23 protein-coding genes are annotated in these 23,965 nt (G+C 55.2%); 7 read left to right on the top strand and 16 right to left on the bottom strand.

The window, feature by feature from the left end; all coding sequences use genetic code 11:
• Positions 1 to 199 precede the first annotated feature (199 nt).
• Positions 200 to 1,336: an amidase domain-containing protein gene (locus tag AC58P5_RS23275; protein ID WP_497390834.1), complete on the top strand. Its 1,137-nt coding sequence runs from the start codon at positions 200 to 202 to the stop codon at positions 1,334 to 1,336.
• 77 nt (positions 1,337 to 1,413) lie between these two features.
• On the opposite strand, the gene AC58P5_RS23270 is transcribed toward AC58P5_RS23275, so the two are convergent.
• The 6 genes from AC58P5_RS23270 to yyaC form a co-directional block, all read right to left on the bottom strand.
• Positions 1,414 to 2,127 (bottom strand): winged helix-turn-helix domain-containing protein, encoded by a 714-nt coding sequence (locus AC58P5_RS23270; RefSeq protein ID WP_497390832.1) that lies wholly within the window; start codon positions 2,125 to 2,127, stop codon positions 1,414 to 1,416.
• Between the two features lie 256 nt (positions 2,128 to 2,383).
• Positions 2,384 to 3,445 carry a copper amine oxidase N-terminal domain-containing protein gene (locus AC58P5_RS23265; protein WP_497390830.1) on the bottom strand — a complete coding sequence of 354 codons (1,062 nt, stop codon included), beginning with the start codon at positions 3,443 to 3,445 and terminating at the stop codon, positions 2,384 to 2,386.
• A gap of 171 nt (positions 3,446 to 3,616) precedes the next feature.
• Entirely contained in the window at positions 3,617 to 3,901 is a 285-nt protein-coding gene (locus AC58P5_RS23260; protein ID WP_497390828.1) for a hypothetical protein, read from the bottom strand.
• 113 nt (positions 3,902 to 4,014) lie between these two features.
• Positions 4,015 to 4,470 (bottom strand): hypothetical protein, encoded by a 456-nt coding sequence (locus AC58P5_RS23255; protein ID WP_497390826.1) that lies wholly within the window; start codon positions 4,468 to 4,470, stop codon positions 4,015 to 4,017.
• 91 nt (positions 4,471 to 4,561) lie between these two features.
• The gene (locus AC58P5_RS23250; protein WP_497390824.1) at positions 4,562 to 6,382 is read right to left on the bottom strand and encodes an ABC transporter ATP-binding protein; all 1,821 of its coding nucleotides are present in this window, start codon (positions 6,380 to 6,382) and stop codon (positions 4,562 to 4,564) included.
• Positions 6,383 to 6,726: 344 nt separating this feature from the next.
• Positions 6,727 to 7,305, bottom strand: a complete 579-nt coding sequence (gene yyaC / locus AC58P5_RS23245; protein WP_497390822.1) for a spore protease YyaC — start codon at positions 7,303 to 7,305, stop codon at positions 6,727 to 6,729.
• 257 nt (positions 7,306 to 7,562) lie between these two features.
• Here yyaC and AC58P5_RS23240 point away from each other — a divergent pair, with 257 nt between their 5' ends.
• Entirely contained in the window at positions 7,563 to 8,735 is a 1,173-nt protein-coding gene (locus AC58P5_RS23240) for a glycosyltransferase family 2 protein (protein WP_497390820.1), read from the top strand.
• Positions 8,736 to 9,219: 484 nt separating this feature from the next.
• On the opposite strand, the gene AC58P5_RS23235 is transcribed toward AC58P5_RS23240, so the two are convergent.
• Together AC58P5_RS23235 and AC58P5_RS23230 are read right to left on the bottom strand one after the other, a co-directional pair.
• Positions 9,220 to 9,909, bottom strand: coding sequence for a copper homeostasis protein CutC (locus tag AC58P5_RS23235; protein ID WP_497390818.1), 690 nt, complete (start codon positions 9,907 to 9,909; stop codon positions 9,220 to 9,222).
• A gap of 103 nt (positions 9,910 to 10,012) precedes the next feature.
• Positions 10,013 to 10,558: a GNAT family N-acetyltransferase gene (locus tag AC58P5_RS23230; protein ID WP_497390816.1), complete on the bottom strand. Its 546-nt coding sequence runs from the start codon at positions 10,556 to 10,558 to the stop codon at positions 10,013 to 10,015.
• Positions 10,559 to 10,761: 203 nt separating this feature from the next.
• Between AC58P5_RS23230 and AC58P5_RS23225 the strand changes: the two genes are divergently transcribed.
• On the top strand, positions 10,762 to 11,136 hold the full coding sequence (locus AC58P5_RS23225) for an LSm family protein (protein ID WP_497390814.1): 375 nt from the start codon (positions 10,762 to 10,764) through the stop codon (positions 11,134 to 11,136).
• 252 nt (positions 11,137 to 11,388) lie between these two features.
• Here the strand turns inward: AC58P5_RS23225 and hisJ are convergent, their stop codons facing one another.
• The 5 genes from hisJ to AC58P5_RS23200 form a co-directional block, all read right to left on the bottom strand.
• A complete protein-coding gene (gene hisJ, locus AC58P5_RS23220; RefSeq protein WP_497390813.1) occupies positions 11,389 to 12,225 on the bottom strand; it encodes a histidinol-phosphatase HisJ in 837 nt (278 codons plus the stop codon).
• Positions 12,226 to 12,392: 167 nt separating this feature from the next.
• Positions 12,393 to 12,878: a FixH family protein gene (locus AC58P5_RS23215; protein WP_497390811.1), complete on the bottom strand. Its 486-nt coding sequence runs from the start codon at positions 12,876 to 12,878 to the stop codon at positions 12,393 to 12,395.
• Positions 12,879 to 13,112: 234 nt separating this feature from the next.
• On the bottom strand, positions 13,113 to 13,298 hold the full coding sequence (locus AC58P5_RS23210) for a KGG domain-containing protein (RefSeq protein ID WP_497390809.1): 186 nt from the start codon (positions 13,296 to 13,298) through the stop codon (positions 13,113 to 13,115).
• 333 nt (positions 13,299 to 13,631) lie between these two features.
• On the bottom strand, positions 13,632 to 14,024 hold the full coding sequence (panD, locus tag AC58P5_RS23205; RefSeq protein ID WP_497390807.1) for an aspartate 1-decarboxylase: 393 nt from the start codon (positions 14,022 to 14,024) through the stop codon (positions 13,632 to 13,634).
• A 25-nt stretch (positions 14,025 to 14,049) separates the two neighbouring features.
• Positions 14,050 to 14,826 (bottom strand): YheC/YheD family protein, encoded by a 777-nt coding sequence (locus AC58P5_RS23200; RefSeq protein ID WP_497390805.1) that lies wholly within the window; start codon positions 14,824 to 14,826, stop codon positions 14,050 to 14,052.
• A 285-nt stretch (positions 14,827 to 15,111) separates the two neighbouring features.
• On the opposite strand from AC58P5_RS23200, the gene AC58P5_RS23195 reads away from it, so the two are divergent.
• Both AC58P5_RS23195 and AC58P5_RS23190 read left to right on the top strand, forming a co-directional pair.
• Positions 15,112 to 16,272, top strand: coding sequence for a glycosyltransferase (locus AC58P5_RS23195; RefSeq protein ID WP_497390803.1), 1,161 nt, complete (start codon positions 15,112 to 15,114; stop codon positions 16,270 to 16,272).
• Positions 16,273 to 16,621: 349 nt separating this feature from the next.
• On the top strand, positions 16,622 to 17,065 hold the full coding sequence (locus tag AC58P5_RS23190; protein ID WP_497390801.1) for a helix-hairpin-helix domain-containing protein: 444 nt from the start codon (positions 16,622 to 16,624) through the stop codon (positions 17,063 to 17,065).
• Between the two features lie 192 nt (positions 17,066 to 17,257).
• Here AC58P5_RS23190 and gcvH read toward each other — a convergent pair whose 3' ends face one another.
• Positions 17,258 to 17,650 (bottom strand): glycine cleavage system protein GcvH, encoded by a 393-nt coding sequence (gene gcvH / locus AC58P5_RS23185; RefSeq protein ID WP_497390799.1) that lies wholly within the window; start codon positions 17,648 to 17,650, stop codon positions 17,258 to 17,260.
• Positions 17,651 to 17,838: 188 nt separating this feature from the next.
• On the opposite strand from gcvH, the gene AC58P5_RS23180 reads away from it, so the two are divergent.
• Positions 17,839 to 19,236 (top strand): hypothetical protein, encoded by a 1,398-nt coding sequence (locus tag AC58P5_RS23180; RefSeq protein ID WP_497390797.1) that lies wholly within the window; start codon positions 17,839 to 17,841, stop codon positions 19,234 to 19,236.
• A gap of 155 nt (positions 19,237 to 19,391) precedes the next feature.
• On the opposite strand, the gene AC58P5_RS23175 is transcribed toward AC58P5_RS23180, so the two are convergent.
• Both AC58P5_RS23175 and AC58P5_RS23170 read right to left on the bottom strand, forming a co-directional pair.
• The gene (locus tag AC58P5_RS23175) at positions 19,392 to 22,064 is read right to left on the bottom strand and encodes an NTTRR-F1 domain (RefSeq protein ID WP_497390795.1); all 2,673 of its coding nucleotides are present in this window, start codon (positions 22,062 to 22,064) and stop codon (positions 19,392 to 19,394) included.
• A gap of 78 nt (positions 22,065 to 22,142) precedes the next feature.
• Positions 22,143 to 22,988, bottom strand: a complete 846-nt coding sequence (locus AC58P5_RS23170; RefSeq protein WP_497390793.1) for a glycosyltransferase family 2 protein — start codon at positions 22,986 to 22,988, stop codon at positions 22,143 to 22,145.
• Positions 22,989 to 23,207: 219 nt separating this feature from the next.
• On the opposite strand from AC58P5_RS23170, the gene AC58P5_RS23165 reads away from it, so the two are divergent.
• Positions 23,208 to 23,927 carry a 3-ketoacyl-ACP reductase gene (locus AC58P5_RS23165; protein WP_497390791.1) on the top strand — a complete coding sequence of 240 codons (720 nt, stop codon included), beginning with the start codon at positions 23,208 to 23,210 and terminating at the stop codon, positions 23,925 to 23,927.
• Positions 23,928 to 23,965: the final 38 nt, after the last annotated feature.

Below are 23,965 nucleotides of genomic sequence, written 5' to 3'. Positions count from 1 at the left end.
CCCGGTTTGTCCCCGTAATGCCGATCCGGTATCCCCGTTTTGGCTATATCCGGAATATTCCGCCCGGTATATCTTTTATAGTGTAAAGGATTTACCGAATTCAGACTCAAACGGAGGTGAACGTACAAAAACCGGAACGTTTTATTTTATCCTGACGGAAAATACCGCCATTAAATCTAGTTCATTTAGGAGGGAATTTATGATGAAGCTTAAAAAAATGGTCACGTCTCTGCTGCTGATTTCCGCTTTTACGACGACTTCGGCTTTTGCCCAAACGGTCCCCGGAGGCGCAAAAGACGACCTTTATCAGAAGGCCGTGCAAAAGGAAGTCGAAAATTTCGTCAAAAAAGCTTATACGCCTTATTACACGATTAGTTCCATTCAATTATCCACTTCGGATTACGCGGTGAAAGACAACCGGTTGACGGCCCGTGTGAACATTTCCTTGAATAAAACACTCAAAGCGAAATCGGTCGACGAGCTGCCTTACGTGAAAGGTTTGAAAAGCAAGCTGAATGTCTTGAAACTCCGCAAAGACGCAAGCTCCGCGGATGCGGAACAGGTCGTCAACGACCGGATGAAAGATCTCCAGGAGTATATCGGGACTTCCACGGAACAGAACGATTCGTTTCGGATTACGGCTCCTATCGTGAACGGCAGCCCCGACCTAAAGAGCGCCAATCTGGAATTTCTGAACGGTCTGGTCGACTGGATTCCCGCGGATTATTTTATTCCTTCCAATGAGTCCAGCATGATCGAAAACGGCGAAGAGTTTGTCACGGAAGCCGTAACGACCAACAAAAGCTTCCTGGTCAAAAACCCGGCCGAAGCTTCGCTGGTCCAGCCGCTTGCCGCCGTCACCTACGACAGGATTGCGGCCAGGGATTATGCCAACAAATGGACCTCGAACACAACGAACGCGTCCGGCTACGACACGAGCAAATGGAATCCGAACTATGCCAAACATACCGAAAACGGCGGTGTCGACTGCGCCAACTACGTTTCTCAAGCGATTTATGCCGGCGGCATCCCGAAGGACAGCACCTGGAAACCGGAAAGCCTCGCCTGGGTGAACACGGGCCGTAATATCTCCAACGGCTTGAAGCAGTATATGGTGGATACGAAAGGCTATTTCTACAAAACCACCAAAGCGACGACTCCCGCAGGCGGCTTCATCAGCGCCTTAAAATACTCGCACGTTATGTTCGTCGTAGCCAACGATACCGTCACGATGCAGTTTAGCGCTCACACCAACGACAGACTCAAAGCCTCCTTCGCCAACTTCTCGGCTTCGGACTATGAATTCTACTATATTAAATCGGCTTATTTAAAATAAAAGACGTATCCGGGGCGAAATGCCGCGGCTGACGGCTTACTCCAACCCCTATCCCGCGCACGAGCGGGGCAGGGGTTTTATTTTAGCCGCCGGGTAACGGCGTATTCCGCAGCCTCCCGCTCCTTGACATACATAAATCCGCCCAACTGCCTGGAGGAAATCAATACGCGGGCGGGCCCCAGCTTGTTCTTCATTCTGGCGATCACCTTGGAGATCCCGTCCGGCTGGATGTACCCGCCCCACAGCTTTTCCGCGATAGTATGCTTGGTCACGACAATCCCTTCGTTCTCCACAAAAAACGAAAGCAGCGCCGCTTCTTTCTCCGAAAGTTCGGTCCTTGTATGGCCGTGTTTGATGCAAAACTGTTTCGGATGAAAGTAGGTTCCTTCTCCGATGTAGACCAGCTCGGAACCGGCCGCCGCTTCGTACAGGCCGGGGCAGACCAGGACTGAGATCAGCTTATCCGGCGTTTCGGCGGCCTTGCTTTTGAGACGGGCAACGGGGTCCATTAATATTTCGCTTACGCCGATTTCTTTGGCATAGACCGTTTCCAGCGGAGTCATGGGTTCACGGATCATCAAGTAGGTCGTTGTTCCCTGTTTGACGGAACGTTTGAGCCGGAACCAGTCCGACTCGTCCGGGCTGCCCACAGCCAGTATCGCGTACCCGCTGCCCGGTTCCGGGAGGCTGCCGAGTTCAGATCTCGCGTGAACGGAACAAACCATTTCGTTAAAAAAATAGGATAGTACATGGGCTATATCCGGGTCATCTGTGTAGATCGAGATTGTCATCAGCAGAGCCTCCCCCTTGCGTAATTTGCGAAACAAGCCGATTTTAAACGGCATTAGTGATTAACATAGTAAACCTAGAAGGATAGTCTTATCCTATAGATACCAGAATTATGCATTATTTTCAATTATTTTTAAAAAATATTTCCTTTTCATCAATTAAAAAAGAAAGATTATACCTGAACAAAAAAAAGGCAGCCCCCGGTTTAGGACGGGAACTGCCTTGTTTAACACAGTGCGGAGTCCGCCAAGCTTGTCTTTACTCCGCTTGGACTGCAGCCGCTTCCGGCTCGGAGTCTACGACGATCTTCACCGCTCCGCCGATAGGAGGCAGGCTTTTCGTCATGACGCCGTTGTAGAAGCCGATGACTTTCGCGCCTTTAACGAGCGCCTTTTTATCCGCTTTGGCGCCTTCTTTATCTACGACTTCCGTCGCATCGGAAAGACGCAGCACAATTTCGCTCTGGGACTGCTCGGTGAGCCCTTGACCTTTGATGGTCAAGCTTTGGCTGCCGTCATCGCCCGTACGCACTTCTTCCACAGTTCCGGAAGTTCCGAGCAGCTTCTCGGCATCCGCCGAGTAACCGGACACGGTAATCTTGTATGTAGGCGTTTGAGGCGGCAGGCTCAATGTCATGGCCATGGAGTGCTCCGCTTCGACGATTTGACCGAGCGCAAGCTGATCGAACGTAAGCTTGTCTCCCTTGTCAGTGGCAAATACCGTGTCGTCGCCCACATTGAGAACGATTCCGGCCGTACCGAAGCCTTGAATTTGAACGGCTTTATAGCCCTCCGCATTGCGGATGGACGTTACAACGCCTTTTGTCATCACGTTCTCCTTCTTCTCGTCAAAAGCAATGGAAACGGAATTGCCCTTCGCCGTTACCGTTCCATGAAGAATTTCGCTGGCAAACGAAGCCGGTACGTACAGCTTGCTGTCTACAAGCTCGGGAGCGGTTCCGAGCGGCTTGTACATTTTGTTCAGCACATAACGGTCTTCGCCGGTTTTTACGAGCGTCCAGATGCGGTCTTTGGACAGTTCGACGGAGTAATCCTCCTGGTTCCATTTCAAGTCCATGCCGATCGCTTCGGCCACGGCGCGAAGCGGAATCATCGCCTCTTTGGCTCCCGTTTTCACATATCCTTTGGCATCCAGAACCTGATTGTTGACGGTCACTTGTACGGACTGCGAAACTTCCGCGCTGATCGGAACGATGTTGTCCGCTTTCGTTACGACAGCCGGCGATGCGTATGCCGCCCCCGTTGTCATAGCCATGGATACGGCCAAAACGGCCAGTCCTTTTTTCATTCCACTGTTCATGCTGTTCTTTCCCTTCTGTATGTGATGAAAGTGACTTACTTCTTTTCAGACGTAAATCATGCATAATTGTTGCATAAACATACAAAGTTATAAGGGATGTACTGGATAATTAGCGCGAATTAGAAATAAAAAAAGTATATATACCTCGGCGGTATATATACTTTATAGGGCTTAATTTCCATGAACCAAAACGGTCGGATCATCCAATTCGATCTTGCGGATCTGGTTGCTGATAAACTCCTTCATGGGGTCGTGTACCTGCATCGGGTTGGGCACGTCTCTCATGTCCTCCCACTCGCATTCCACGCCTTTGCCTCCGGCAAAGCCCGCAAACATCTGGCAGCCGCTGCAGAAAGCACTCTTCTGCCGGTCATCCAGCTCCACGACTTTATTTCTCAGGCAGCAGTACACCTCATTATGTTCGTTCCGGTAGTTTATATGATGAATCGGTGTCATCGTCAACACTCCTTTTGTTCGTATATGGGAACAGCGTAGCCGAAGCCACCGTAAAAAGCGGAATCAGAAAAGACCCGCGCCGCAGCGGGGTCTCCTGACCCTTTCTATGGGAGCTACTGAATGGGATCGGGAATCAGCCCGGTTTGCTTCAACTCGCTGTTGGTTTTCATTTTTTTCATTTCGTTGCCCAGCCTGCGGATATCGTAAGAATCCGTCGCCATGTATCCGTTGCTTGCCGTCTCGATGGTATGAGAGCGTTTATTCGGCTGGCTCAAATAGTCGGCAAGCTCTTTCAGGCGGCAAATGGCCGCTTCGACGACACGGGAGGGCGGCTGCTCTTCCGTGTCGAAACGGGTGTGGCCGAGATACACTTCCGTATGCCCGTTCTCCAGAAGCCGGGTGGGTATGGCCAGCGTGTAGACACGCTGCGTGATGGAATCCGCAAAGGTGGTGATATATAGTTGGTTTTCATGGGTCCGGGGGTGCACGAAACCAAACTCGCTTAACGTCTTGTGAACAAATGAAAAGGGCCTCGTCATCGTTGCCAGCGTCTTACTGAACTCCTTCATTGGAAATTCCTCCTTTGAATTCGTTACAGTACGCATCTCCCGCCGTACTCCGAAATATCCGATTGGAACTATCGGTGTTCTTTGTTTAGATTCAAGGGGGCGTTGTGGCATTTGTCTGCCCGCGAAACTGGGTCCGGTACAGACGTGCGTAGAGACCGCAGGCTTCCATCATTTCGTTGTGAGTGCCGGACTCCACGATTCTTCCCTTCTGCACAACCAGGATGCGGTCCGCATGGAGAACCGTCGAGAGGCGGTGTGCAATGACCAGCGTCGTCCGGTCTTTCATCAGCCGCTCCAAAGCAGCCTGAACGAAAGCTTCGGATTCCGAATCCAGGTGGGAAGTCGCTTCGTCCAGAATCAGGATGCGCGGATTTTTGAGCAGGGCTCTGGCGATTGCCAGACGCTGCCGTTCACCGCCCGAAAGGCGGTGTCCGCGTTCACCGACCATGGTGTCGAATCCATGCGGCAGAGACTGCACAAAGTCGTAAATATACGCTTGGCGGCAGGCATCTGCAAGCTCTTCTTCCGTGGCGTCTTCTTTGGCGAAGAGCAGATTTTCCCGGACGGTGGCATGAAAGAGGAACGATTCCTGCGTAACGTAAGCAATCTGACGGCGGAGCGACGACAGACTAACCTTTTTCACATCGAATCCGTCTATCTCTATGGTGCCCTCCGTCGGATCATGGAGTCTTGCCATCAGACTGATAAGGGTCGATTTGCCCGCTCCGCTGGGACCGACCAGTGCAACAACTTCACCCGCTTCCGCTTGGAAGGAAATATCGGATAGAACCGTATTACCCGGCGAGTAAGCAAATGAAACATCGCGTACGGCTATGCTTCCGCGCACCGGAGGGAGCTCGGCCGCTCCTTTCTCCTCCTCCACTTCGGCCTTCATATCCTGGTAATCGAAAATACGCTGGAATACGCCGAGTGCTGTTGCCACTTCCACATGCAGATTAAGCAGGGTGCCCACAGGACTGTACAGCCGTCCGAGATAGGCCGCGAAGGCTACGATGCCGCCTATGCTCATACTTCCCTGAATGACGGAGTATCCTCCGTACATATAAATGACCGCGGTGCCGAGCGGGCCCAGCACCCCGAGAAACATCATATACCAGCGGCCGATCAGATTGAGACGAAGCTCCAGATCCATGACCTGCTGGTTCATTCCGTTGAACCGCTCCTCCTGCTCTTTCTCGCGCGTGAAAATGCGGGTGAGCATAGCGCCGGAAACGCCGAAAATTTCACCGAGCTGCGCCGACATATCGGCGCGGACTTTTTGCGTTTCTCCGCGCAATCGTTTGCGGACGCCGGAAACTTTGCGTACCGGCAATATGAAGGCGGGCAGGATGATCAGGGCTACGATGGCCAGATGCCAGTCGAGGGCGAAAAGGATGCCGACAGTCGTGATGACTATGACGATCTGGGTAATCGACGACACGACGAGACTGGTGACGACGGTCTGGACCGCCTGGATATCCTCCGTCAGCCTCTGGACCACTTCGCCGGCCCGGGCTGCGGTAAAGAAGGACATGGACTGCCGCTGGAGATTGCGGAAAAGCGCCATCCGCAGGTCCCGCATGACACCCTGGGCGACTTTCGTGTTCAAGTGGTTCTGCGCCACTCCGAGCATGCCGCTGAACAACGGCAGAGCCACGAGCAGAACGGCAAAAACGGCAAGCAGCCGGAAGCTCTGCTGCGGGATGGCGATATCTATGATTTCTTTCATGACAAGCGGAGGAATGAGGCCGAGTACGGCTCCTCCGAGAGCCAGCAGGACGATTACGGTCAGTTGTCCCCGGTAAGGCCGGAACAGTCCCAGAATGCGGCGCAGGGACACTTCTTTGAGGGTCGCTTTGGGCATTCTTCCCCCGTTTCGTTCGCCTAGCCCTCCGCCAAATCCGTTTCTCATGTGTATGGTTCATCTCCCTGTTTTATTCATGTGCGGTTTAAAAAGTTTACAAAAGCATACAAGCCTGCGGCTGGTTGTCCGCAGGGTTTATCGGGCGGACTCAGGGACGCAGGCTTCGCAACTTAACGGCAGCAATTGTATAATGATAGCATATTGAAGCGGCCTCCGCCCGCCCGGGAGAAATACGCTGCCGGTTTCTCCGGGCGGCTGTCGTTCCCCCGGGCAAAACGGACGGGCGCGGACGAATCAAGAGCCGCACAGCCGCCGCTTTCGGCATGGCCCCGATGTGCGACCTTCTCACGGGTGCGAGAGTTCGCGCATCGATCCGTCGCCGAACAGACGGCCTAGGCGCGGACCGTCGGGAACGCCGTCTGCACGGCGGCGGCGATCTCCCGCGCCATGCCGATCACCCGGTTCAGCGAGGTCGTCTGAAGAATGGCGTACTGCCGGGGGCCGTCGGCATTCACGATTGCGGCGACGGTGTAGTCGCCGACGAGCGGAAGGCTCTTGCCGAGCGACTTGCCCGGGAAAATCGGCCGGTTCGACACCTGGTACAGCCCGGTGGAAGAAGGCTGTCCCAGACACGCGTCGATGCCGATGACCGCGGCTCCCGCCGGGATTTCCGCCAGGCGCTGCACGAGATTGCTCGCATCGCACGGATGCTCCAAGGTGCCGATGACGCTGTAGCCGGCTTCGGCCAGCATGGAACCGACGAGCGGACCGAGGGCGTCTCCCGTCGAGCGGTCGGTGCCGATGCACACGAACACGCACGGAAGTCCGGCACCCGCTTCTTCCCGGATTTCCGAGAAGAAGGCGGGAAGCTGTCTTCCGGATACTTTCTTCCAGTAGCCGTCTTTGGAGGTTTTCGAAGCCGATGGTTTGGCAAGGCTTGCGGCTTCCCCGTCGTTCCGGGAATTGTCCATGGAAGAGCCTCCTTTCTTGACACGCTTTTTTTTTAATAAATGGTTAGGACTACCTGCTATGTCCTGGTTCCATGACGTCATAGGATGAGTACCTGCCAGAATAAAACAGTTAGACAACCGGCAAGAACCCTGTTTTTCCTGTTATGCTTCCTGCGTACAACGGGTTATTTTCCAACTTTCAGAAAAGCCCTGTTACTACAAGCTCCGGCCGCTCTTTTACCCCTATTCCCTATCATTGTTCCACAAGGAGGCTGCTCATGTCCATAGCCGGACTATTCGCTCTGTTTATCCTGCTCTACTGGCTGGCCATGCTGGCGGATCACCTGCGGGGCGCAAGGCTGTTCCGCGAACTGCCCCCTTCCGGTCCGCTCCAAGATCCCCCTCCTCTCGTCTCGGTTATTATCGCCGCCAAAGAGGAAGAAACCACGATTCGCGATACCGTACGGCATCTGCTCGCGCAAACCTATCCCCGGCTGGAACTGATCGTCGTGAACGACCGCTCGCAGGATGGAACAGGACGTACGCTCGATAAGCTCAAACGGTGGTCCGAGGAGCGCGGAGATATCCGCATTCCCATCCGGGTGATCCATGTGACGCGCCTGCCGGGCGGATGGCTCGGCAAAAACCACGCCCTGTACCAGGGCTACCGGCAGGCCCGCGGTCAGTGGCTGCTCTTTACCGACGCCGATATCCGCTTTCACCCGGAGACAGTCCGGGAAGCGGTCGGCTTTGCGCTGAGCGAGCATGCGGACCATCTGACGCTCACGCCCGCCATGACGGCGCCCACGTTCTGGCTGCGCAGCTTCATCCGCCATTTCCTCTTCTCGCTAAGCCTGTTCACGCGCCCATGGCGGGCGAATCTGGATGGGGAGCGGAAAGGAGGCATGGGCATCGGCGCGTTCAACCTCATTCACCGGCGGGCCTATGAAGCGATCGGGACGCACGAAGCGATCGCCCTTCGGCCGGACGACGATCTCCAGCTCGGCGCGCGGGTGAAGCTGGCCGGTCTCCGCCAGCGCCTGGCATCGGGGCGGAGCAGGCTGCAGGTCGAGTGGTATCCGAGCATGAGAGCGGCCGTCCGGGGACTGGAGAAAAATCTGTTCTCCGGTTTCGGCTACAAAGTTTCTTTAGCGGCGGCCGCCGGAGCGGGTCAGCTCCTGCTGTTTACGTTTCCCTGGCTCGGCATGCTGCTTTACGGCGATTGGCGCAGTCTCGTCCATCTGGCCAGCGTGCTTATCATGACGGCCCTTTACCGGAAGCAGATCCGGATGATGGCAGGTTCACCCGGCCTCGATACCCTCGCGATTCCGGCGAGTGCAGCCGTGCTTGTCTATGTGCTTGTCCGGTCCGTCGGGCTGGCGCTCAAACAGGGCGGCGTTTACTGGCGCGGGACGTTTTATTCCTTGACCGACCTTAAAAAAATGAAATAAAGATCTTCTGTGAAAGAAACCATTACAGAATGTTTACAACTGAAGCATTTTGTTTATTGTATAATGAAGAGGAATAAAAAAGAGGAGGAGAGTCTTCCATGTCCACTGTGCCGACAAGAATGTACAAGTACGCCTTTGGCGCGCTGCTCCTTACGGTCAGTCTGCTTACGGCTTACTCAAACATCCAGCCGTAAATAGGAAAGCGGGATAAAGACGACGATTCGGTCTTCCTGCAACAGCTGTCCGGCTTAACCGAGTTCGTACCCACATGATCGAATATGCAAAAAAGGCTGTCTCACTTCCAGTGGGACAGCCTTTTTTGCATAGGATTGCCGATGTGCCGCGAAGGAAAAACCCGGCTTGCTCCTGCGGCGGTTTAAAATACCGCAGGATGCCGGACTCGGCTCCCGCTGCCAGGCCGTGCGCCATGACCGGGAAGCCGCCCGTCAGTCTGGCGCTCCATCCGTGTCGAAGCGCCTCTCTGCTAGCACCGCGCCAGTATGTCCCGGATCTCCCGGATTTTCTCGGCGGCGATATCGTCTTCTACGCCTTTAGGTCCGCGGACGGCGCCGCCGAAGTGGACTTCCGTCACGCCGGTGTCTTTTACGAAAGATTCGAGCGATTCCGCATTCAGTCCGCTGCCGGCCAATATCGTGATGTGAGAATCGCGGCTGAGTTCCACCAGTTCCTTCATCCGGTCAACGGCATCCAGCGCGCTCGGCTTGCCGCCCGATGTCAAAATGCGGGTAATCTGCTTGTAGCCGGATAACAGCCGGAAGGCCGCAATCTGATCCGCCACGGCGTCGAAGGCCCGGTGGAATACCACTTCCAGCCCGCCCGCTTCCTCCAGCAGCGCTTCCAGCACCGGAACGTCGATCTCGTTCTGCGGCGTAAGCGTGCCGATCACGATACCGGCGGCGCCGGCTTCACGGATAAGCCGGATATCCCTGCGCATCGCGCGCACATCGTCCTCGTCGTAAACAAACGATTTGCTGTGGGGCCGAACCATGACGGCGGAAGGAATTTTCACGCTCCGCACCGTACCCTCGATAAGGCCCGCGCTCGGAGTCAATCCGCCCTCCTTCATGCCGGTCACCAGCTCCAGCCTGTCCGCCCCGGCCTTCTCGGCCGCGATTGCGTCGCCGACTGTTGTTGCGATCACTTCTAATAACATGAAATCTCCTCCTGATCCGTTCTAATCATCAGGCACAAAAGTGCCGGTCCGACTCTTATTTTATCATGGGAACGGGCCGGATTCTTCTTTTTATCCAAAAAATTCAATTTTCCGTCCATTCCCTGCGGAGGATGGAATAGAGGGCCATGTCGCGCTTCCCGCTCTCCTTAATCTCCCACTCTCTCATCACGCCTTCAAGAGTAAAACCAAGCCGCTGCGGAACAGCCCGGCTTGCCGCGTTCTCGACATCGGCCATAATGACGATGCGGTTGAGGTTCATTTCGGACCACCCGTATCCGATAAACGCCCGGCACGCGCGGGTCATAATTCCCCGGCCCTGATGAGCCTTACCGAGCCAGTACCCGATTTCGGCCCTCCCGTGAGCGGGAACCAGCGCGTGATAATCGATGACCCCGGCCAGTTCTCCCCGGACCATGATGGCGGCGGCCAGCGATTTGCCTTCTGCGAACGCGTGCAAAGTAGACTGGATAAAGGCGGCGGAATCCCCGACTTCTTTCGTGTCGTATGCCCAAAACAGCCACTCTCCCAACTGCTCCCGGTTTCCGTCCGTCAGGCGGAACAAGGCTTCCGCATGTTTGGGCTCCAATAATTCCAGACTGATTTCTTCGTCGACCTGACATATTCTCATCTCGGCGTCCCCCTGTAAATTTTTATCTACTTTAGGGGCTGTACGTCTTCTTGTCAAGATAAAAAAGGCAGGAACCCCTGAAGGGCGATTCCTGCCTTTTATAAAAGTGAACGGGTCGCCCAAAACAGCGGGATGCCCACGCCCGGCAGGGCGTCCGTACATAAGCTGGAGGGAAGAGAAGGAAAAACGGAGGGATACTTGCCATGTATAAAGAGGATTTTTATTGTTTGTGTAAATCGTATATGAACCGTCATGTCCGGGTGCAGACCAAATCGGGCCGCACTTACGACGGGATGATCGTCGGAGTGGACCCGAATTATGTCCGGCTGAAAGTATCCGGCGGGCAGGGCCAGGGGCACGGTTACGCGCCGCAGCCGGAATACGGGCAGGGGTATATCTCCGGCCATGTTAACGGCTACGGAAGAACCGGAGCACAGGGACAGTCGCCCGATGAATCCGAGGAAAGGGGCTTTTTCCCTCCTCCGTTTCCCGGCCATCCGTGGCATCACGGCCCGAGCAACGACGCGATCCTGACGCTGGCCCTGTTCGATCTGCTGACCCTTGTTCTTCTGATGTAGAACAAGGGGAACGCAGCGGACGCGGGTGTTACTCCCCGCGTACTTACAGCGCGAAGAAGCCGCCCGCTGCACAAAAGCACCGCCTCCGGAAACGGCCCGCGCAACGAGGCCGCTCCCTTGGCGGTGCTTTTCTCGCTGCGGCGGCTTCTGCCGCGGGTTTAAGGCCGTAAGGGCGAACTTCCCTTACGGCCTCAGGTGCTGCACGCGGCTCCAGGCCGCCGTTCTGTGCGCGGATACACTGGGCCGCTTCTCCTAGCTTTCCGCGCCGCTCGCGCCGAAAGCGGCCTCGAACCAGGCCCAGTCCGCGCCCACGTGCTCCGGCTTATGCGTGTCGGAGCCGTAAACCAGCGGAATGCCCCGGCTCGCGCAGGCGGCAAGAAACCACCGCGGCACATAGGTTTGCCCGCAGGTAGGCACCCGCAGACCGGCGACGTTCACGTCGATGCCGACGCCCGCCTCCTGGAGCTTGGGCAGCAGCGCGCTCAACCTGCGCTCGATCAGTTCCGGGCTGATCGGCGGAAGCGCCTGTCGGAACTTCTCGATCAGCTGCACGTGGCCGAGACGCTTGCGCATAGGCAGTTTGGCCGCCCACTCGATCGCTTTCTCGACGTGGTTGTAGTACTCCTCCGCTACGGCGTCCATACTCCCGTAGTGGGCGAGCAAGCCCTCCCGGAAATCGTCCGCGGTGAAGTCGATGCAGCGCATGCCGTCCGCTCCGGGAAGATAATGGACGGATACGACGACGTCCTCCAGCCGGCTTCCGTGCTGCTCCAGCAGGGCGTCGGAGAAATCTTCCCTGCCGTACAGATAATCCATCTCAAGGCCCACAGTCACTTCAAGCCTGCCGGCATATCTTGCTTTCATCTCTTCGGCGTAAGCCAAATAGTCAGGCAGCTCCTCCATCGGCATGGCCAGTTCCGCCATGAGCCGCGGATTGTCGATCCATTTATCCGGAAGCGGCGGGTGCTCGCTGATGGTGTAGCGTTCGAAGCCGAGCTCCACCGCCCGGTCCAAATATGCCGGTTCCTCGGCGGGATTTCCGTGATAGCAAAACTTCGTGTGCGTATGACCGTCCCATTTAAATGTCATGAAGTACTCATCCTCCTCAGCCTGTACGGCTTGTCTGACTTGAGTATAGCGCGGCCCGGTAAACACGGCAACGCCGGGCTGCTTATCAGCAAAGAAGCCCGGATGATCTCCATCCGGACCTGCCGACCCGCTTGCATCGGGAATTATAAACACACCCGGGTGCCGGGCTATTCCACCTGCAGCTTCACCTGCGGCATCGTGTGCATCGTTCTTGCCGTGACGTGGGAAATAATCAAATACGTTCCCGGCTCGTCAAATTTTTTCTTCAACGTATACAAGCCGTCTTTGCCGTGGATGCCTTTGATTTTCTCATGCTTGTCATCCGCTGTGCCTTCTTTCCATACTTCAAAAAGAACTTCGTCCGCATCGTCCACCGGCTTGCCATCCTGAGTGACGGTGACTTCAACCGCCGCTTCCGTCCCTTTCTTGACAGGTTCCGCCGGCAGCTTCACTTTGGCCTCGATCGGATTCAGCGTGTCGATTGTCCCTGCGCCTTGACCGCCATGTCCTTCATGTCCGCCGCCTCCCGAACCGCAGCCGGCAAGCGCCGCTGTCAGCACCAGCAGAAGAACGGCCGTGCCGATACTCCCGCGCCTGAATGTTAACTTCAAACCGGAAGGACCGGCGGAATTTCCCTGTTTATGCGCATTCATTTATGTTCAATCCCCCTAAACCGCATGGCGTTATGCCTTTACGGCTGCTTTCATCTTTTCCCATCAACCAAACCTATTATACCGGGAAGCCTGCAAAAGAGGGATAGCTCACCTGGGCCCTATTTGTAACGATTCCGTGAACAATCCGGCACGGTTTGTCTTCATCCGCACGGCAAAAGGACTTACAACCGGGGGCTGCAAGTCCTTTTATATGTCGAGATAACGTTCATCGTCTTAACTGCGTCCGCCTTTTCTTCCCGCTTCCTCGCGGCTCATCTTGCCGTCGCTTCTGCCGCTTTCGTTTCCGCGGGTTTCGCCGCCTTTACGGCCGATTTCCTGATAGAAATCTTTGTCGTGCGTGCGTGCGGTTTCTTCTCCGCCTTTGCGTCCTGCTTCTTCTCGAGACATTTTGTCAGCCATGATGATCCACTCCTCAAACGGTAAATTTGCAGGCTTCTTAGGAAGTCTTGTTTAACTGCCGCCTACGTCTATTACTTACCCGGATGAGAGATTCCGAAACGGAAAATTGGTATTTTACTGGCTAAAATCATTGAACCGTCTGGCCGTCGAGCCGCCGAAGGCGGATAAGCCCGAAGGAAGTCCCCGAAGAATTTGCGCCCGGCATTCCGATGGAAGATCTCATGAAAATCGCCCATCGCTTCCAGCGCTCCGCAGGCCTATAACGGCAATCCCGAAGACCCTTCCGGCAGGGTCTTCGGGGGTCTTTTTTCGCTGCACCGCCATAGGGATCTGTCAGGAAGGATCCAGCACGGTGGAGTGTTTTTCCTCGTAACGATGCTGTGCAACTTTGTTTCCTTCTTCCAAAATAACCACTTTGGGCACGTAATCCGCAGCCGTTTTCTCACTCATTAACGCGTAAGAAATAATGATGACGACATCGCCCGGCTGCACAAGTCTTGCCGCCGCCCCGTTCAGACAGACGCACCCCGATCCCCTGGGACCCGTTATCGTATAGGTTTCCATCCGCGATCCGTTGTTAAGGTTCACGATCTGAACCTTTTCATTGGGCATCAGGTCCGCAAGCTCCATCAGGTCTTCGTCGATCGTGATGCTTCCTACATAGTTCAGATTGGCCTCCGTAACGGTGGCCCGGTGGAGCTTGGATTTCATCATCGTTCTGAACATGCCGCGCGTCCCCTTTCCTCGTTCTTTACTGGCCTTGGCCGTAAGCCATAATGCGGCGGTACATCGTCTTGTCTTTAAGCTTCACGAAATGAGACATGGCCGGATACAAATTCCCTTCGAAAATCCAGACGTTGCCGCGCCTGTCCAGCCCGATATCGATGCCGTAAATGACCTGCTTCGGAAAATGTTCCGTCAGTGTCTTCGCGCATGCAAGGGCGACCTGATCGATCCGTTCCTGGAGAGCTTTCCGGGACAGCCTGTGAAGCGAAGAGCTGCCGAGCGCTTCGTCCAAAAGCAGGAGCTTGCCTTTTCTGGATGTGTTGGAGACGAAATAGCCGCTGCCTACGACCTTCGCCACCCGCCCGGTAACAATCCAGCGGCGCGAATTTTTTTTCCGCTGAACGATAATGCGCAGATCGAAAGCCCTCTCCCCGACCGTCGCCCGGTCGATACTCTGCTGCACGATATAGCTTTGGAAGCCGATTTTCTTTTTCAGAAAACCGTAAGTCTTCCTCCTGCCCGCCAGCTTGATCTTGCGGTTCTCATGCTGCACCTCGTACTGACCGTCCGGCAGACACGACACATGGAAAATACCCTGCCCCTGCATCCCGCCAACGGGTTTGACAACGACCTGGCCGTACCGCTCCGTCATTTCCCCGAAGGAACGTTCCGATATCGGACTCGTTACCGGCAGATGGGCGACCAGCCCGGCCGCATTTCTCATAAACTTATATTTGGACCACTTGTTAAACCTCGCGGGAACCGCCATGCTCTCGGCCACCTTTCCGATCCGGATAGACATCCTTTCATAGACCGCTCCTTTATGTATATGAGAGCGGGTACCGGATGGAAAAGGCGTCTGTTCTAGCGGACGCTGTGCAGCCGACCCTATTTTTCAAAGATCGGGAAAGAGCCTTCAAGCGATAGGGCAAAATAGTTTCTTATCCGTTTCAAAGCCTGAAATGCCTCCGTAAACTAAAGTAATGTTTTTCAAGTATGGCAGCGAGACGGAACTCCCTATATAAGAGAGAGCGTATGGATACACTTTTTGCCTATTTGCCTATTCTGTGAAAAAGGATGGATAACGGTGAGTCATTATCAAGTCATATGGAACGGGCCCGTACTGGGCGACAACGGAATCGGAACCGCCGGCCGTGAATATGTGCTTGCGCTGCACCGGTTGGGCGTCAATGTCAAAGTAACCCCAACTCGCAGGCGTTCGGCCCTCTCCACCCCATCCAAAAGGCTCTTGCTTGCCTTGGCCCGCAGACCTCTGGTCTTGAAGAAGCCTAAGGTGCTGGTTTACCATCGCCTGCCGCATACCCTGAACATCGCCCAAGCGAGAAAGAAGTACGATTATCTCATCTTGAATGCGGTCTGGGAGACGACGAAAATCCCCCGGAACTGGCTCCCGAATATCAACCGGTTCGACGCCGTTTGCGTGCCGTCCGTGCAGAACAGAACCGCCATGAGAAACAGCGGGGTCCGGGTTCCCGTATACATCGTTCCCCATGGGGTGAATTCCCGCGCGTTTAACCCCCGGAACAAGAGTCTGGCCGTGAAAAAAAAGGGCGTCTTCCTGTTCGTATCCGTCTTCACCTTCCAGCACCGCAAAAATCCCGAAACTCTGCTCAGGGCTTTCTGGGAGGAATTTTCCGCCCGAGACCGCGCGGCGCTGCTGATCAAAACGAGCGGATTCAGCTCGAAAGAATCGGGCGCATGGATCCGCGACCGCATCGCGGCTTACAAAAGAAAGCTGGGAATCCGGCACCAGACGGCACCGCTTCATCTCCTGACCGGTCACAGCAGCCCCCGTACAGTGCGGGGCGTCTATACCGCAGGCGATGCGTTCGTGCTTCCCACGCGCGGAGAAGGAGTCGGCCTGCCGTTCCTGGAATCGCTGGCCAGCGGAACTCCGGTCATCGCGACAGGCTGGGGCGGTCACATGGACTTTGTGACAAGAGCCAATTCCTTTCTCGTCCCATATAAGCTGAAACCGCCCGCGGACGGTATGAAGAAGGCGATTTCCCGTTCTTTCCGCCACTTGTTTGCCCAGAAGGGGCAGCTTTGGGCGGAGCCGGATCTCGACTCTCTGAAAAAACTGATGAGACACGCTTACGAGAATCCCGCGCTGTGCAGGCGGAAGGGACTCCGGGGGCGCAGGGATATGAGCCGGTGGACATGGGCGAATGCCGGACACGCGATGAAAAGTGCCATCGAGAAGACGATCGCCTCCAAGCAGCGTTAAGACCGGGATGGCGTATGGATGCTTGGGAAACGCATGATGATTGAGGGAAGACTATTACGTAAACGATGAACGACAAGCGGAGCCACTTAGGAAAAGCAATCATTAACATAGGTTCCACTGACAGAGAACGAATGTGGACAAAATAAGGAGCAGCTTGCCGGTGGCAGCTGCTTCTTATTTGTTAAGCTGACGGCATCAATGCGGATACAATTTGTTCCTCAGTTTAACCGGTTTTGTGGTACTATTTGATCAGGTTGAGAATGGGCGGGCCGGCTGTTCTCTTCAGTTTTCTCACCCATTAAATCGGGCGGCTGCCTCCATCAAAAATATAATTCTATAAGGAGCAAAAATGAGATTAAATAAAACTCCAAAGTTAGAATTAACCGTTCAAGAACGGCAGGGACTCAGAAAAAACAAAATACTTTTAAGTGAGATTCACAAAATATCAGTCAGTGATCTTTGTTTAATCATGAAGGTATCGGAATTAAGAGCCAAAGAATTAAAGGCAGCGTCCGAATTTCAAAGTGTGCCGTCAATTGGACCGGCATTTGCAAAAGATTTAATTAAACTGGGTTACTATGAATTGCAGGAGCTGAAAGAAAAAGATGGTGCACGTTTATTCGAAAAATTGGAAGAGTTATATAGGGAGAGAATAGATCCATGTGTAGAGGATCAATTTAGATTTATTGTATTTTATGCTAGTAATCCTGGCAGCGACAAGCAATGGTGGGATTTTACTGAGGAAAGGAAAAATTACAGAAGTGCTTTTGGATATACCGCCAGGCCGGATTAAATAACGGGAAACATTAGTTTCATTAACCGCGTTAGGCGAGCCCCGGCAAAATACCTCGTGCAGCGGCAAAAAGACGTTCCGGATTCGAAACGAACCGGAACGTCTTTTTTTACGGGCGGCTTCATTCGTCCCGCAAAAAAGCACCCTGTCGGAAATTTCCGACAGGGTGCCGCAGCTCGGAGCGGCAAACGATTACTGCCCCGAAACGATATAAGCCTGATACTGATCGGCGGTCATAAGCCCGTCCAAGGCTTCTTTGCCGGAAATTTCGATTTCGGCGACCCATCCTGCCCCGTAAGGGTCCGTATTCACCAGCTCCGGAGATTCTTCCAGAGTGCCGTTGATTTGGGCGACCGTTCCGATAACGGGACTAATCAGGTCGGAGACCGTTTTGACCGATTCCACACTGCCCAGCATATCGTCGGCTTTGACGGAAGCGCCCGTTTTCGGCAGTTCGACGAATACAATGTCGCCAAGCTGCTCTTGTGCAAAAGGGGTCATGCCTACACGGATTTTCGTATCGGAAAGCACTTCGACCCATTCGTGTTCTTTGGAGTATAACAATCCGGATTTTACTTCGCTCACGTTTATTACCGCCTCACTTTTGACTACCGTTAATAAATTTAGCTTACCCGAATGAAAACGGCGAAGTCAAGCCGGGAGCGGGCAAAGTTCTTTCCTTGTATTGACAGCTTATTTAAAGGGTGATACCATCCTGATAAATTCCTACTTTTCTGATTGGAATAAATAAGTTTAAGAAAGGGGTTCATTCCATGAACGCATCTATACGGCTTAACGCCACCCGTTTCGGCTCCGTCCTTGCCGCTGGCGCTCTGCTTCTAACCGTGTGGTCCAGCCAGGCTTACGGGCAGGGAGCCAGTGTTACGGCAGCAGCCGCTCCGCTGACGGCAGAGCAAACCACTCTTTTATCCGAGGAATACCGGCAGTTCTTGAAAGACCGGTTCGGCTATACGCTGCCGTCCGCACCGACCAAGGGCGACTTCGTTAAAGCTCTGGCCTCGGTTCTTAAACTGGAGCCGTCAGGCAAACCGAATCCTTTTCGGGATATTAAGGAAAGCAGTCCCTATTACAAGTCCGCTCTGGCGTTGTACGAAAAAGGAATCCTCACCCAGGACCGGCTCGATGGCGATCAGCCCCTCACCCAGAGCACTGCCGTGTACATCGCCGTGAAGGCAGCCGGCTTAAAAGAGCTCGCCTACACCTATCCCGCCGATAAAGCGGCACGTTCGCTCGCCAAGCTTCATGCCGACGATGAAATCGCGCAGCTGACGCCGCAGGCTGCCCAGGAACTCGCCGCAGCCGCGGATACGGAGCTTCTGCCCGCCGGGCTGCACGGCGCTTTTCAGCGTAACGAGCCTGCATCCGCTTCTTACGCCGAAATTTTGCTCGGACGCGTGCTGGAACTGCAGGGCCTGTACAAGCATGAGCTGGGCCGGGTCTCCGATCCGGGCATACTCCGCAAGGTACGCGACGCATGGAATGTGCAGAACCTGATCCAGCAGCCCGATCTGCAAACCATCGTGGACAAAGCGCTGCAAGCCGATCTGATTACCGGCTATAACGTAAAAGACGACCGGTATACGCCGCACTTTGACAGCGGGCGCTCCCTTACATACGGACACAGCGAAATTGATCACGCCCTTCAGCTAATCGGACTGCTCCGCAGCGAAAATATCGACGCCCGCGTCCAACTTGAGCCGAAAACCTCCGCTTTCATTTACTTGAAAGAATGGGGCGAGCCCGTGCAAACCGACGATTACAAAGTTGTGCGGATCGAGAACGGAAACTACATTGCCTATGCCAAGGAATATGACCTTTCATTCGAGTTCGCGACAGCCGGGCAAAAAGACCGGTTTCAGGAGATCGTCCTGAAATACGCCAAGAAAGACAGCGAAGACCAGAGCGGCCTTATTGCTCACTCTTGGTGGCAGCCGCTGTATTATTCCCGGACCGAGCTGCCGGATTACAAAGTCATCGCCAACAACAAAATCGCTAAAGGTCACTACTACGCCCAGACCTTTTCCCTTGCCGACAAGTCGGAAGCCATTGCGGAGGGCATCCGCAAAATCAGCCCGGCTACCAAGGTTGAGTCTTACCGGTTCTGGGTCGACGAGCCTTTTTACAACTATTTAATCGGGGAATACAAGTAAAAGATCATCCGGATATATCCGGGTTTTACCGTGAAGACAGAACCCTCCAGAGGAGAAGAGGCAGCGAGCCAACTCTCTTTTTCGGAGGGTTCTTGTGCTGAAAAAAAGGCTCTCTGCCGCAAGACAGAGAGCCTCGAAAAGAAAGCGAACGCGGGTTAATCCAGTTTTTCTACCGTGATCTGGGCGTTCGTTCCCGTGCCGCTGAGCGTTAACGTCAAACCGGACACGGAAACCGTAAGGCTTCCCGTCGTTACCGCCTGGAAGAGCAGATCGCCTGTCAATACGCCTCCCGCCAATGCCAGTGAAAATACCGAGGCACTCGGCTGCGGCACTGCCGTCCCGCTGAAACTTGCGGCCACCGAAGACAGCAGGCTGAGCGTTCCCGTATAGATGAGAAAACTTACCCGGTAATAGCCCGGTTCGTTGATCAGAAAAGTCGTCGTCGGCGCAGCCGGACTGAACGTAATAGCCGTGCCGTATTGGACGCCGGCCGTGTTGAACGGAACCAGTCCCCCTGCGGTGACCGTTGTCCCTCCCGTATTACTCCGGCTGGCAAACGAAGTGAAGCCGGTTCCCGCTGCACCGTCGGCTCCTGCCGTTCCGTCGGCCCCCGTGGCACCTGTCGCTCCTGTCGGGCCAGTAGCACCCGTTGCTCCGTCGGCTCCCGTCGCACCTGTCGCTCCATCGGCTCCCGTTGCACCTGTAGCACCAGTCGGCCCGGTCGCACCCGTGGCTCCATCGGCTCCGGTTACTCCTGTTGCTCCATCGGCCCCGGTCGCACCCGTGGCTCCATCGGCTCCCGTTGCACCTGTGGCTCCGTCGGCTCCAGTTGCTCCTGTAGCACCAGTCGGCCCGGTTGCTCCTGTTGCTCCATCAGCCCCGGTTGCTCCTGTCGCTCCATCAGCTCCTGTCGCTCCATCAGCTCCGGTTGCGCCTGTGGCTCCATCAGCTCCTGTCGCTCCATCAGCTCCGGTTGCGCCTGTTGCTCCATCAGCTCCCGTCGCACCTGTCGCTCCGTCAGCCCCGGTTGCACCTGTCGCTCCGTCCGCTCCCGTTGCTCCTGTAGCACCAGTCGGCCCGGTCGCACCCGTTGCTCCATCGGCTCCGGTCGCTCCTGTCGCACCTGTTGCTCCATCGGCTCCGGTTACTCCTGTTGCTCCATCAGCCCCGGTTACTCCTGTGGCTCCGTCGGCCCCTGCTGCTCCTGTGGCTCCGTCGGCTCCGGTCGCACCTGTCACTCCATCGGCCCCGGTTACTCCTGTCGCCCCATCAGCTCCGGTTACTCCTGTCGCTCCATCGGCTCCGGTTGCACCTGTCGCTCCATCAGCTCCGGTTGCACCTGTGGCTCCGGTTGCTCCGTCAGCACCCGTCGCTCCGTCGGCCCCGGTTGCACCCGTTGCTCCATCGGCTCCGGTTGCACCAGTCGCTCCATCAGCCCCGGTTGCACCTGTTGCTCCATCGGCCCCGGTTGCACCTGTAGCACCAGTCGGCCCGGTCGCACCTGTGGCTCCATCGGCTCCCGTGACACCTGTTGCTCCGTCAGCCCCGGTTACGCCTGTCGCTCCATCGGCTCCCGTCGTACCTGTTGCTCCATCGGCCCCGGTTGCTCCTGTTGCTCCATCTGCCCCGGTTGCTCCTGTCACTCCATCGGCTCCCGTCGCACCTGTCACTCCATCGGCTCCCGTCGCACCTGTCACTCCATCGGCCCCGGTTGCACCTGTCACTCCATCGGCCCCGGTTGCTCCTGTGGCTCCATCAGCCCCGGTTACTCCTGTGGCTCCATCGGCTCCCGTCGCACCTGTCACTCCGTCAGCACCCGTCGCACCTGTCGCTCCATCAGCTCCGGTCGCGCCTGTTGCTCCATCGGCCCCAGTCGCACCTGTCGCTCCATCAGCTCCGGTCGCGCCTGTTGCTCCATCGGCCCCAGTTGCGCCTGTTGCTCCATCGGCTCCCGTTGCTCCTGTCGCTCCATCGGCTCCCGTTGCTCCTGTCGCTCCATCGGTTCCGGTCGCGCCTGTTGCTCCATCGGCTCCTGTTGCGCCTATAGCACCAGTCGGCCCGGTCGCACCCGTGGCTCCATCGGCTCCTGTTGCGCCTATAGCGCCAGTCGGCCCGGTCGCACCCGTGGCTCCATCGGCTCCGGTTACTCCTGTTGCTCCGTCGGCTCCGGTCGCACCTGTTGCTCCATCAGCTCCGGTCGCACCTGTCGCTCCGTCGGCCCCGGTTGCTCCTGTAGCACCAGTCGGCCCCGCTGCTCCCGTGGCTCCTGCCGGCCCCGTAGCTCCCGTACTTCCAGCCGGTCCGGCCGGTCCGGTCGCTCCAGTCGCACCCGTGACACCCGATGCACTTGCGCTTGCATTCATGACAACGACTTCGTCCACCAGCACGTTCGATGAATTTTGCAAAGGTGAAAGAGTCACCAGAAAAGAGGCATAGGCCGCATTCGCAGGCACCGCACCGGTTACCTCGTAAAGCATTTTCCATGTACCGGTTGACACGTCGGGAAGGGTTCCCTGCTGAATCGTGCTGGCTATTCCGTCCGAAATGAACAAATACGAGGAATCATAGTAAGCCAGCGTTACGTTAACTTGTGGACTCGTACCGGTGCCGGTTTTGGCAAATGAAGCGGATATCGCATAGCTTTCTCCCGGCAAAGCGAAAACCGCCTGAACGATCCCCGCCCCGACATTTCCGCCCGTCATTAGGCAAGCATTTGCGCCAACCTTGGGATTTGTACTCACCGCAACGGCATTATAGGCTCCCCAGGCATCCATGCTTCCCAGCTCGAAACCGCCGTTTTGAATCAAATTGTTAAATAAAATGGTCATAACCTCACCTCCTCTATTAATCTATTAACTTCGAACGTAATTGGTTTGTAGAGTTACCATGTGTTAAAAAATTCGGGCTCACGCCAAGCCGTCTTCTTCACCTAACGGCACGAAATGCTTTTCGGGGCAAAAGGTTTTAACCTTCTCTACGATGAGACTCGGGTTGTAGCCCGTTTTTTCCAGTTCGCCCGCAGAAACTTCCAGATTCCATTTGTTCCGGAATATTTCCGCATTGTAGAGGCCTTGTTCGTGCCAAGCGAGTCCGTTGGCCGTAAAAGTCGCGTGACCGTGATGATGCACGTAAACGTCGCAGGCAGCCCACAAAATTTTTCCGCTAATCCGGGTACGAAGGCAAAAATCGTCATCTTCATAACCGCCGGGGTAAAAACGCTCATCGAATCCTCCGATGGTTTCAATCAGTTTTTTATGAAAAAGCATACAAAAACCGATCAGCCGGTGCGGATAAAATCCCATTCCTATGTTTTGCTCTCTCCACTTGCGCGCAAACTGCTGCATCTCGACCATGGTTTGATAAGAGTCCGGCTGAATCCGCTGAATCGGTGCCACGTTACAGGAAACAGGTCCGACGATGCCGATGGTCTGGTCCCAATCGAGCCAGCCGCGCAGCCCTTGCAGCCAATTTTCCGTAACGACGACATCATTGTTCAGGAGCAGCAGGTAGTCTCCCCTGGCCGCCCGGATTCCCTGGTTGCAGCCACCGGCAAAGCCTTTGTTCTCAGAGTTGGCAAGCACGGTGGCATTTCGGACCGTGGATAAATAGGCCAGAGTGCCGTCGGTCGATCCGTTATCCACAAAAATAAACTCGTACGGCAAAGACGTGTACTTTTGTACGCTTTCCACACAAGCCCGGGTATGCTGCAGCCCGTTCCGGGTCAATATAATAATCGAAGTTAAAGCTCCCATTCTCTCACTCCTTTTTCGGATTCCTGCTAGAATATGTGCGCGGATAAGAGACAGTTTGGGTCTTGAAAAAAACAAACATCCGTACAAAAAAAGAGCTTCCGAAGCGAAGCCCTCTTTTAAGCCGGAAAATAGTTTCGGTCGGTTTTGATAAACTGTAACTACTATGGTAACTTAGCTAAGAGACAAAAGATCCCTCAAGGGAATAAAGGAGAGACATTCATGGAGCTTAAGAACAAAACGGCCATCATTACCGGGGCCGGCAAAGGAATCGGCAGAGCCGCCGCCATCGCGCTTGCCAAAGAAGGCGTTAACCTCGGTCTTCTGGCCAGAAGCACAGCGGACCTGGAAGCCCTTCGTAAAGAGCTTTCCGGTACTTACGGAGTCAAGGTTTTCTATGCTTCCGCCGATATTTCGAAATCAACCGAAGTGCAGCAGGCTATCTCCTCCTTAACCGGAGAGCTCGGCCATGTCGATATTTTGATCAACAATGCCGGAATCGCCCAATTCGGCACGGTGGCGGATATGGACCCCGAGCAGTGGGAGCGCATTATTCAGGTCAACCTCATGGGAACCTATTATGTGACGCGTGCCGTCCTACCGGGCATGATCCAGCAAAACAGCGGAAATATCATTAATGTGGCCTCTACGGCCGGAGAACGCGGTTTTGCGACCGGATCGGCTTACTGCGCCTCCAAATTCGGGGTTCTCGGTCTGACCGAGGCGCTTATGCAGGAAGTCCGCAAATCCAACATCCGCGTAACGGCGCTGACGCCAAGCACGGTCAATACGGATCTGGCGAGCAATGCGGGCCTCAAAATCGGCGACGAAGACCGCATGATGCAGCCGGAAGACGTAGCGGAGCTCATTACGACCACGCTGAAGCTTCCGCCTCGCGTATTCATCAAGACCGCCGGAATCTGGACAACCAATCCCCAATAACGCCGGTTTTAAAGAGTTGTCCTAAAAGTTTCCACGGG

It is taken from the genome of Paenibacillus sp. JT31N7, from assembly GCF_059692095.1.
Note: the sequence above shows the minus strand (reverse complement) of the source record. Positions and strands in the feature narration are given on the sequence as shown.

Excerpts from the sequence above, each read along its gene's own strand:
- AC58P5_RS23275 (WP_497390834.1), top strand. The coding sequence starts at position 200 with ATGATGAAGCTTAAAAAAATGGTCACGTCTCTGCTGCTGATTTCCGCT.
- AC58P5_RS23270 (WP_497390832.1), bottom strand. The coding sequence starts at position 2,127 with ATGACAATCTCGATCTACACAGATGACCCGGATATAGCCCATGTACTA.
- AC58P5_RS23265 (WP_497390830.1), bottom strand. The coding sequence starts at position 3,445 with ATGAACAGTGGAATGAAAAAAGGACTGGCCGTTTTGGCCGTATCCATG.
- AC58P5_RS23260 (WP_497390828.1), bottom strand. The coding sequence starts at position 3,901 with ATGACACCGATTCATCATATAAACTACCGGAACGAACATAATGAGGTG.
- AC58P5_RS23255 (WP_497390826.1), bottom strand. The coding sequence starts at position 4,470 with ATGAAGGAGTTCAGTAAGACGCTGGCAACGATGACGAGGCCCTTTTCA.
- AC58P5_RS23250 (WP_497390824.1), bottom strand. The coding sequence starts at position 6,382 with ATGAGAAACGGATTTGGCGGAGGGCTAGGCGAACGAAACGGGGGAAGA.
- yyaC (WP_497390822.1), bottom strand. The coding sequence starts at position 7,305 with ATGGACAATTCCCGGAACGACGGGGAAGCCGCAAGCCTTGCCAAACCA.
- AC58P5_RS23240 (WP_497390820.1), top strand. The coding sequence starts at position 7,563 with ATGTCCATAGCCGGACTATTCGCTCTGTTTATCCTGCTCTACTGGCTG.
- AC58P5_RS23235 (WP_497390818.1), bottom strand. The coding sequence starts at position 9,909 with ATGTTATTAGAAGTGATCGCAACAACAGTCGGCGACGCAATCGCGGCC.
- AC58P5_RS23230 (WP_497390816.1), bottom strand. The coding sequence starts at position 10,558 with ATGAGAATATGTCAGGTCGACGAAGAAATCAGTCTGGAATTATTGGAG.
- AC58P5_RS23225 (WP_497390814.1), top strand. The coding sequence starts at position 10,762 with ATGTATAAAGAGGATTTTTATTGTTTGTGTAAATCGTATATGAACCGT.
- hisJ (WP_497390813.1), bottom strand. The coding sequence starts at position 12,225 with ATGACATTTAAATGGGACGGTCATACGCACACGAAGTTTTGCTATCAC.
- AC58P5_RS23215 (WP_497390811.1), bottom strand. The coding sequence starts at position 12,878 with ATGAATGCGCATAAACAGGGAAATTCCGCCGGTCCTTCCGGTTTGAAG.
- AC58P5_RS23210 (WP_497390809.1), bottom strand. The coding sequence starts at position 13,298 with ATGGCTGACAAAATGTCTCGAGAAGAAGCAGGACGCAAAGGCGGAGAA.
- panD (WP_497390807.1), bottom strand. The coding sequence starts at position 14,024 with ATGTTCAGAACGATGATGAAATCCAAGCTCCACCGGGCCACCGTTACG.
- AC58P5_RS23200 (WP_497390805.1), bottom strand. The coding sequence starts at position 14,826 with ATGTCTATCCGGATCGGAAAGGTGGCCGAGAGCATGGCGGTTCCCGCG.
- AC58P5_RS23190 (WP_497390801.1), top strand. The coding sequence starts at position 16,622 with ATGAGATTAAATAAAACTCCAAAGTTAGAATTAACCGTTCAAGAACGG.
- AC58P5_RS23180 (WP_497390797.1), top strand. The coding sequence starts at position 17,839 with ATGAACGCATCTATACGGCTTAACGCCACCCGTTTCGGCTCCGTCCTT.
- AC58P5_RS23175 (WP_497390795.1), bottom strand. The coding sequence starts at position 22,064 with ATGACCATTTTATTTAACAATTTGATTCAAAACGGCGGTTTCGAGCTG.
- AC58P5_RS23170 (WP_497390793.1), bottom strand. The coding sequence starts at position 22,988 with ATGGGAGCTTTAACTTCGATTATTATATTGACCCGGAACGGGCTGCAG.
- AC58P5_RS23165 (WP_497390791.1), top strand. The coding sequence starts at position 23,208 with ATGGAGCTTAAGAACAAAACGGCCATCATTACCGGGGCCGGCAAAGGA.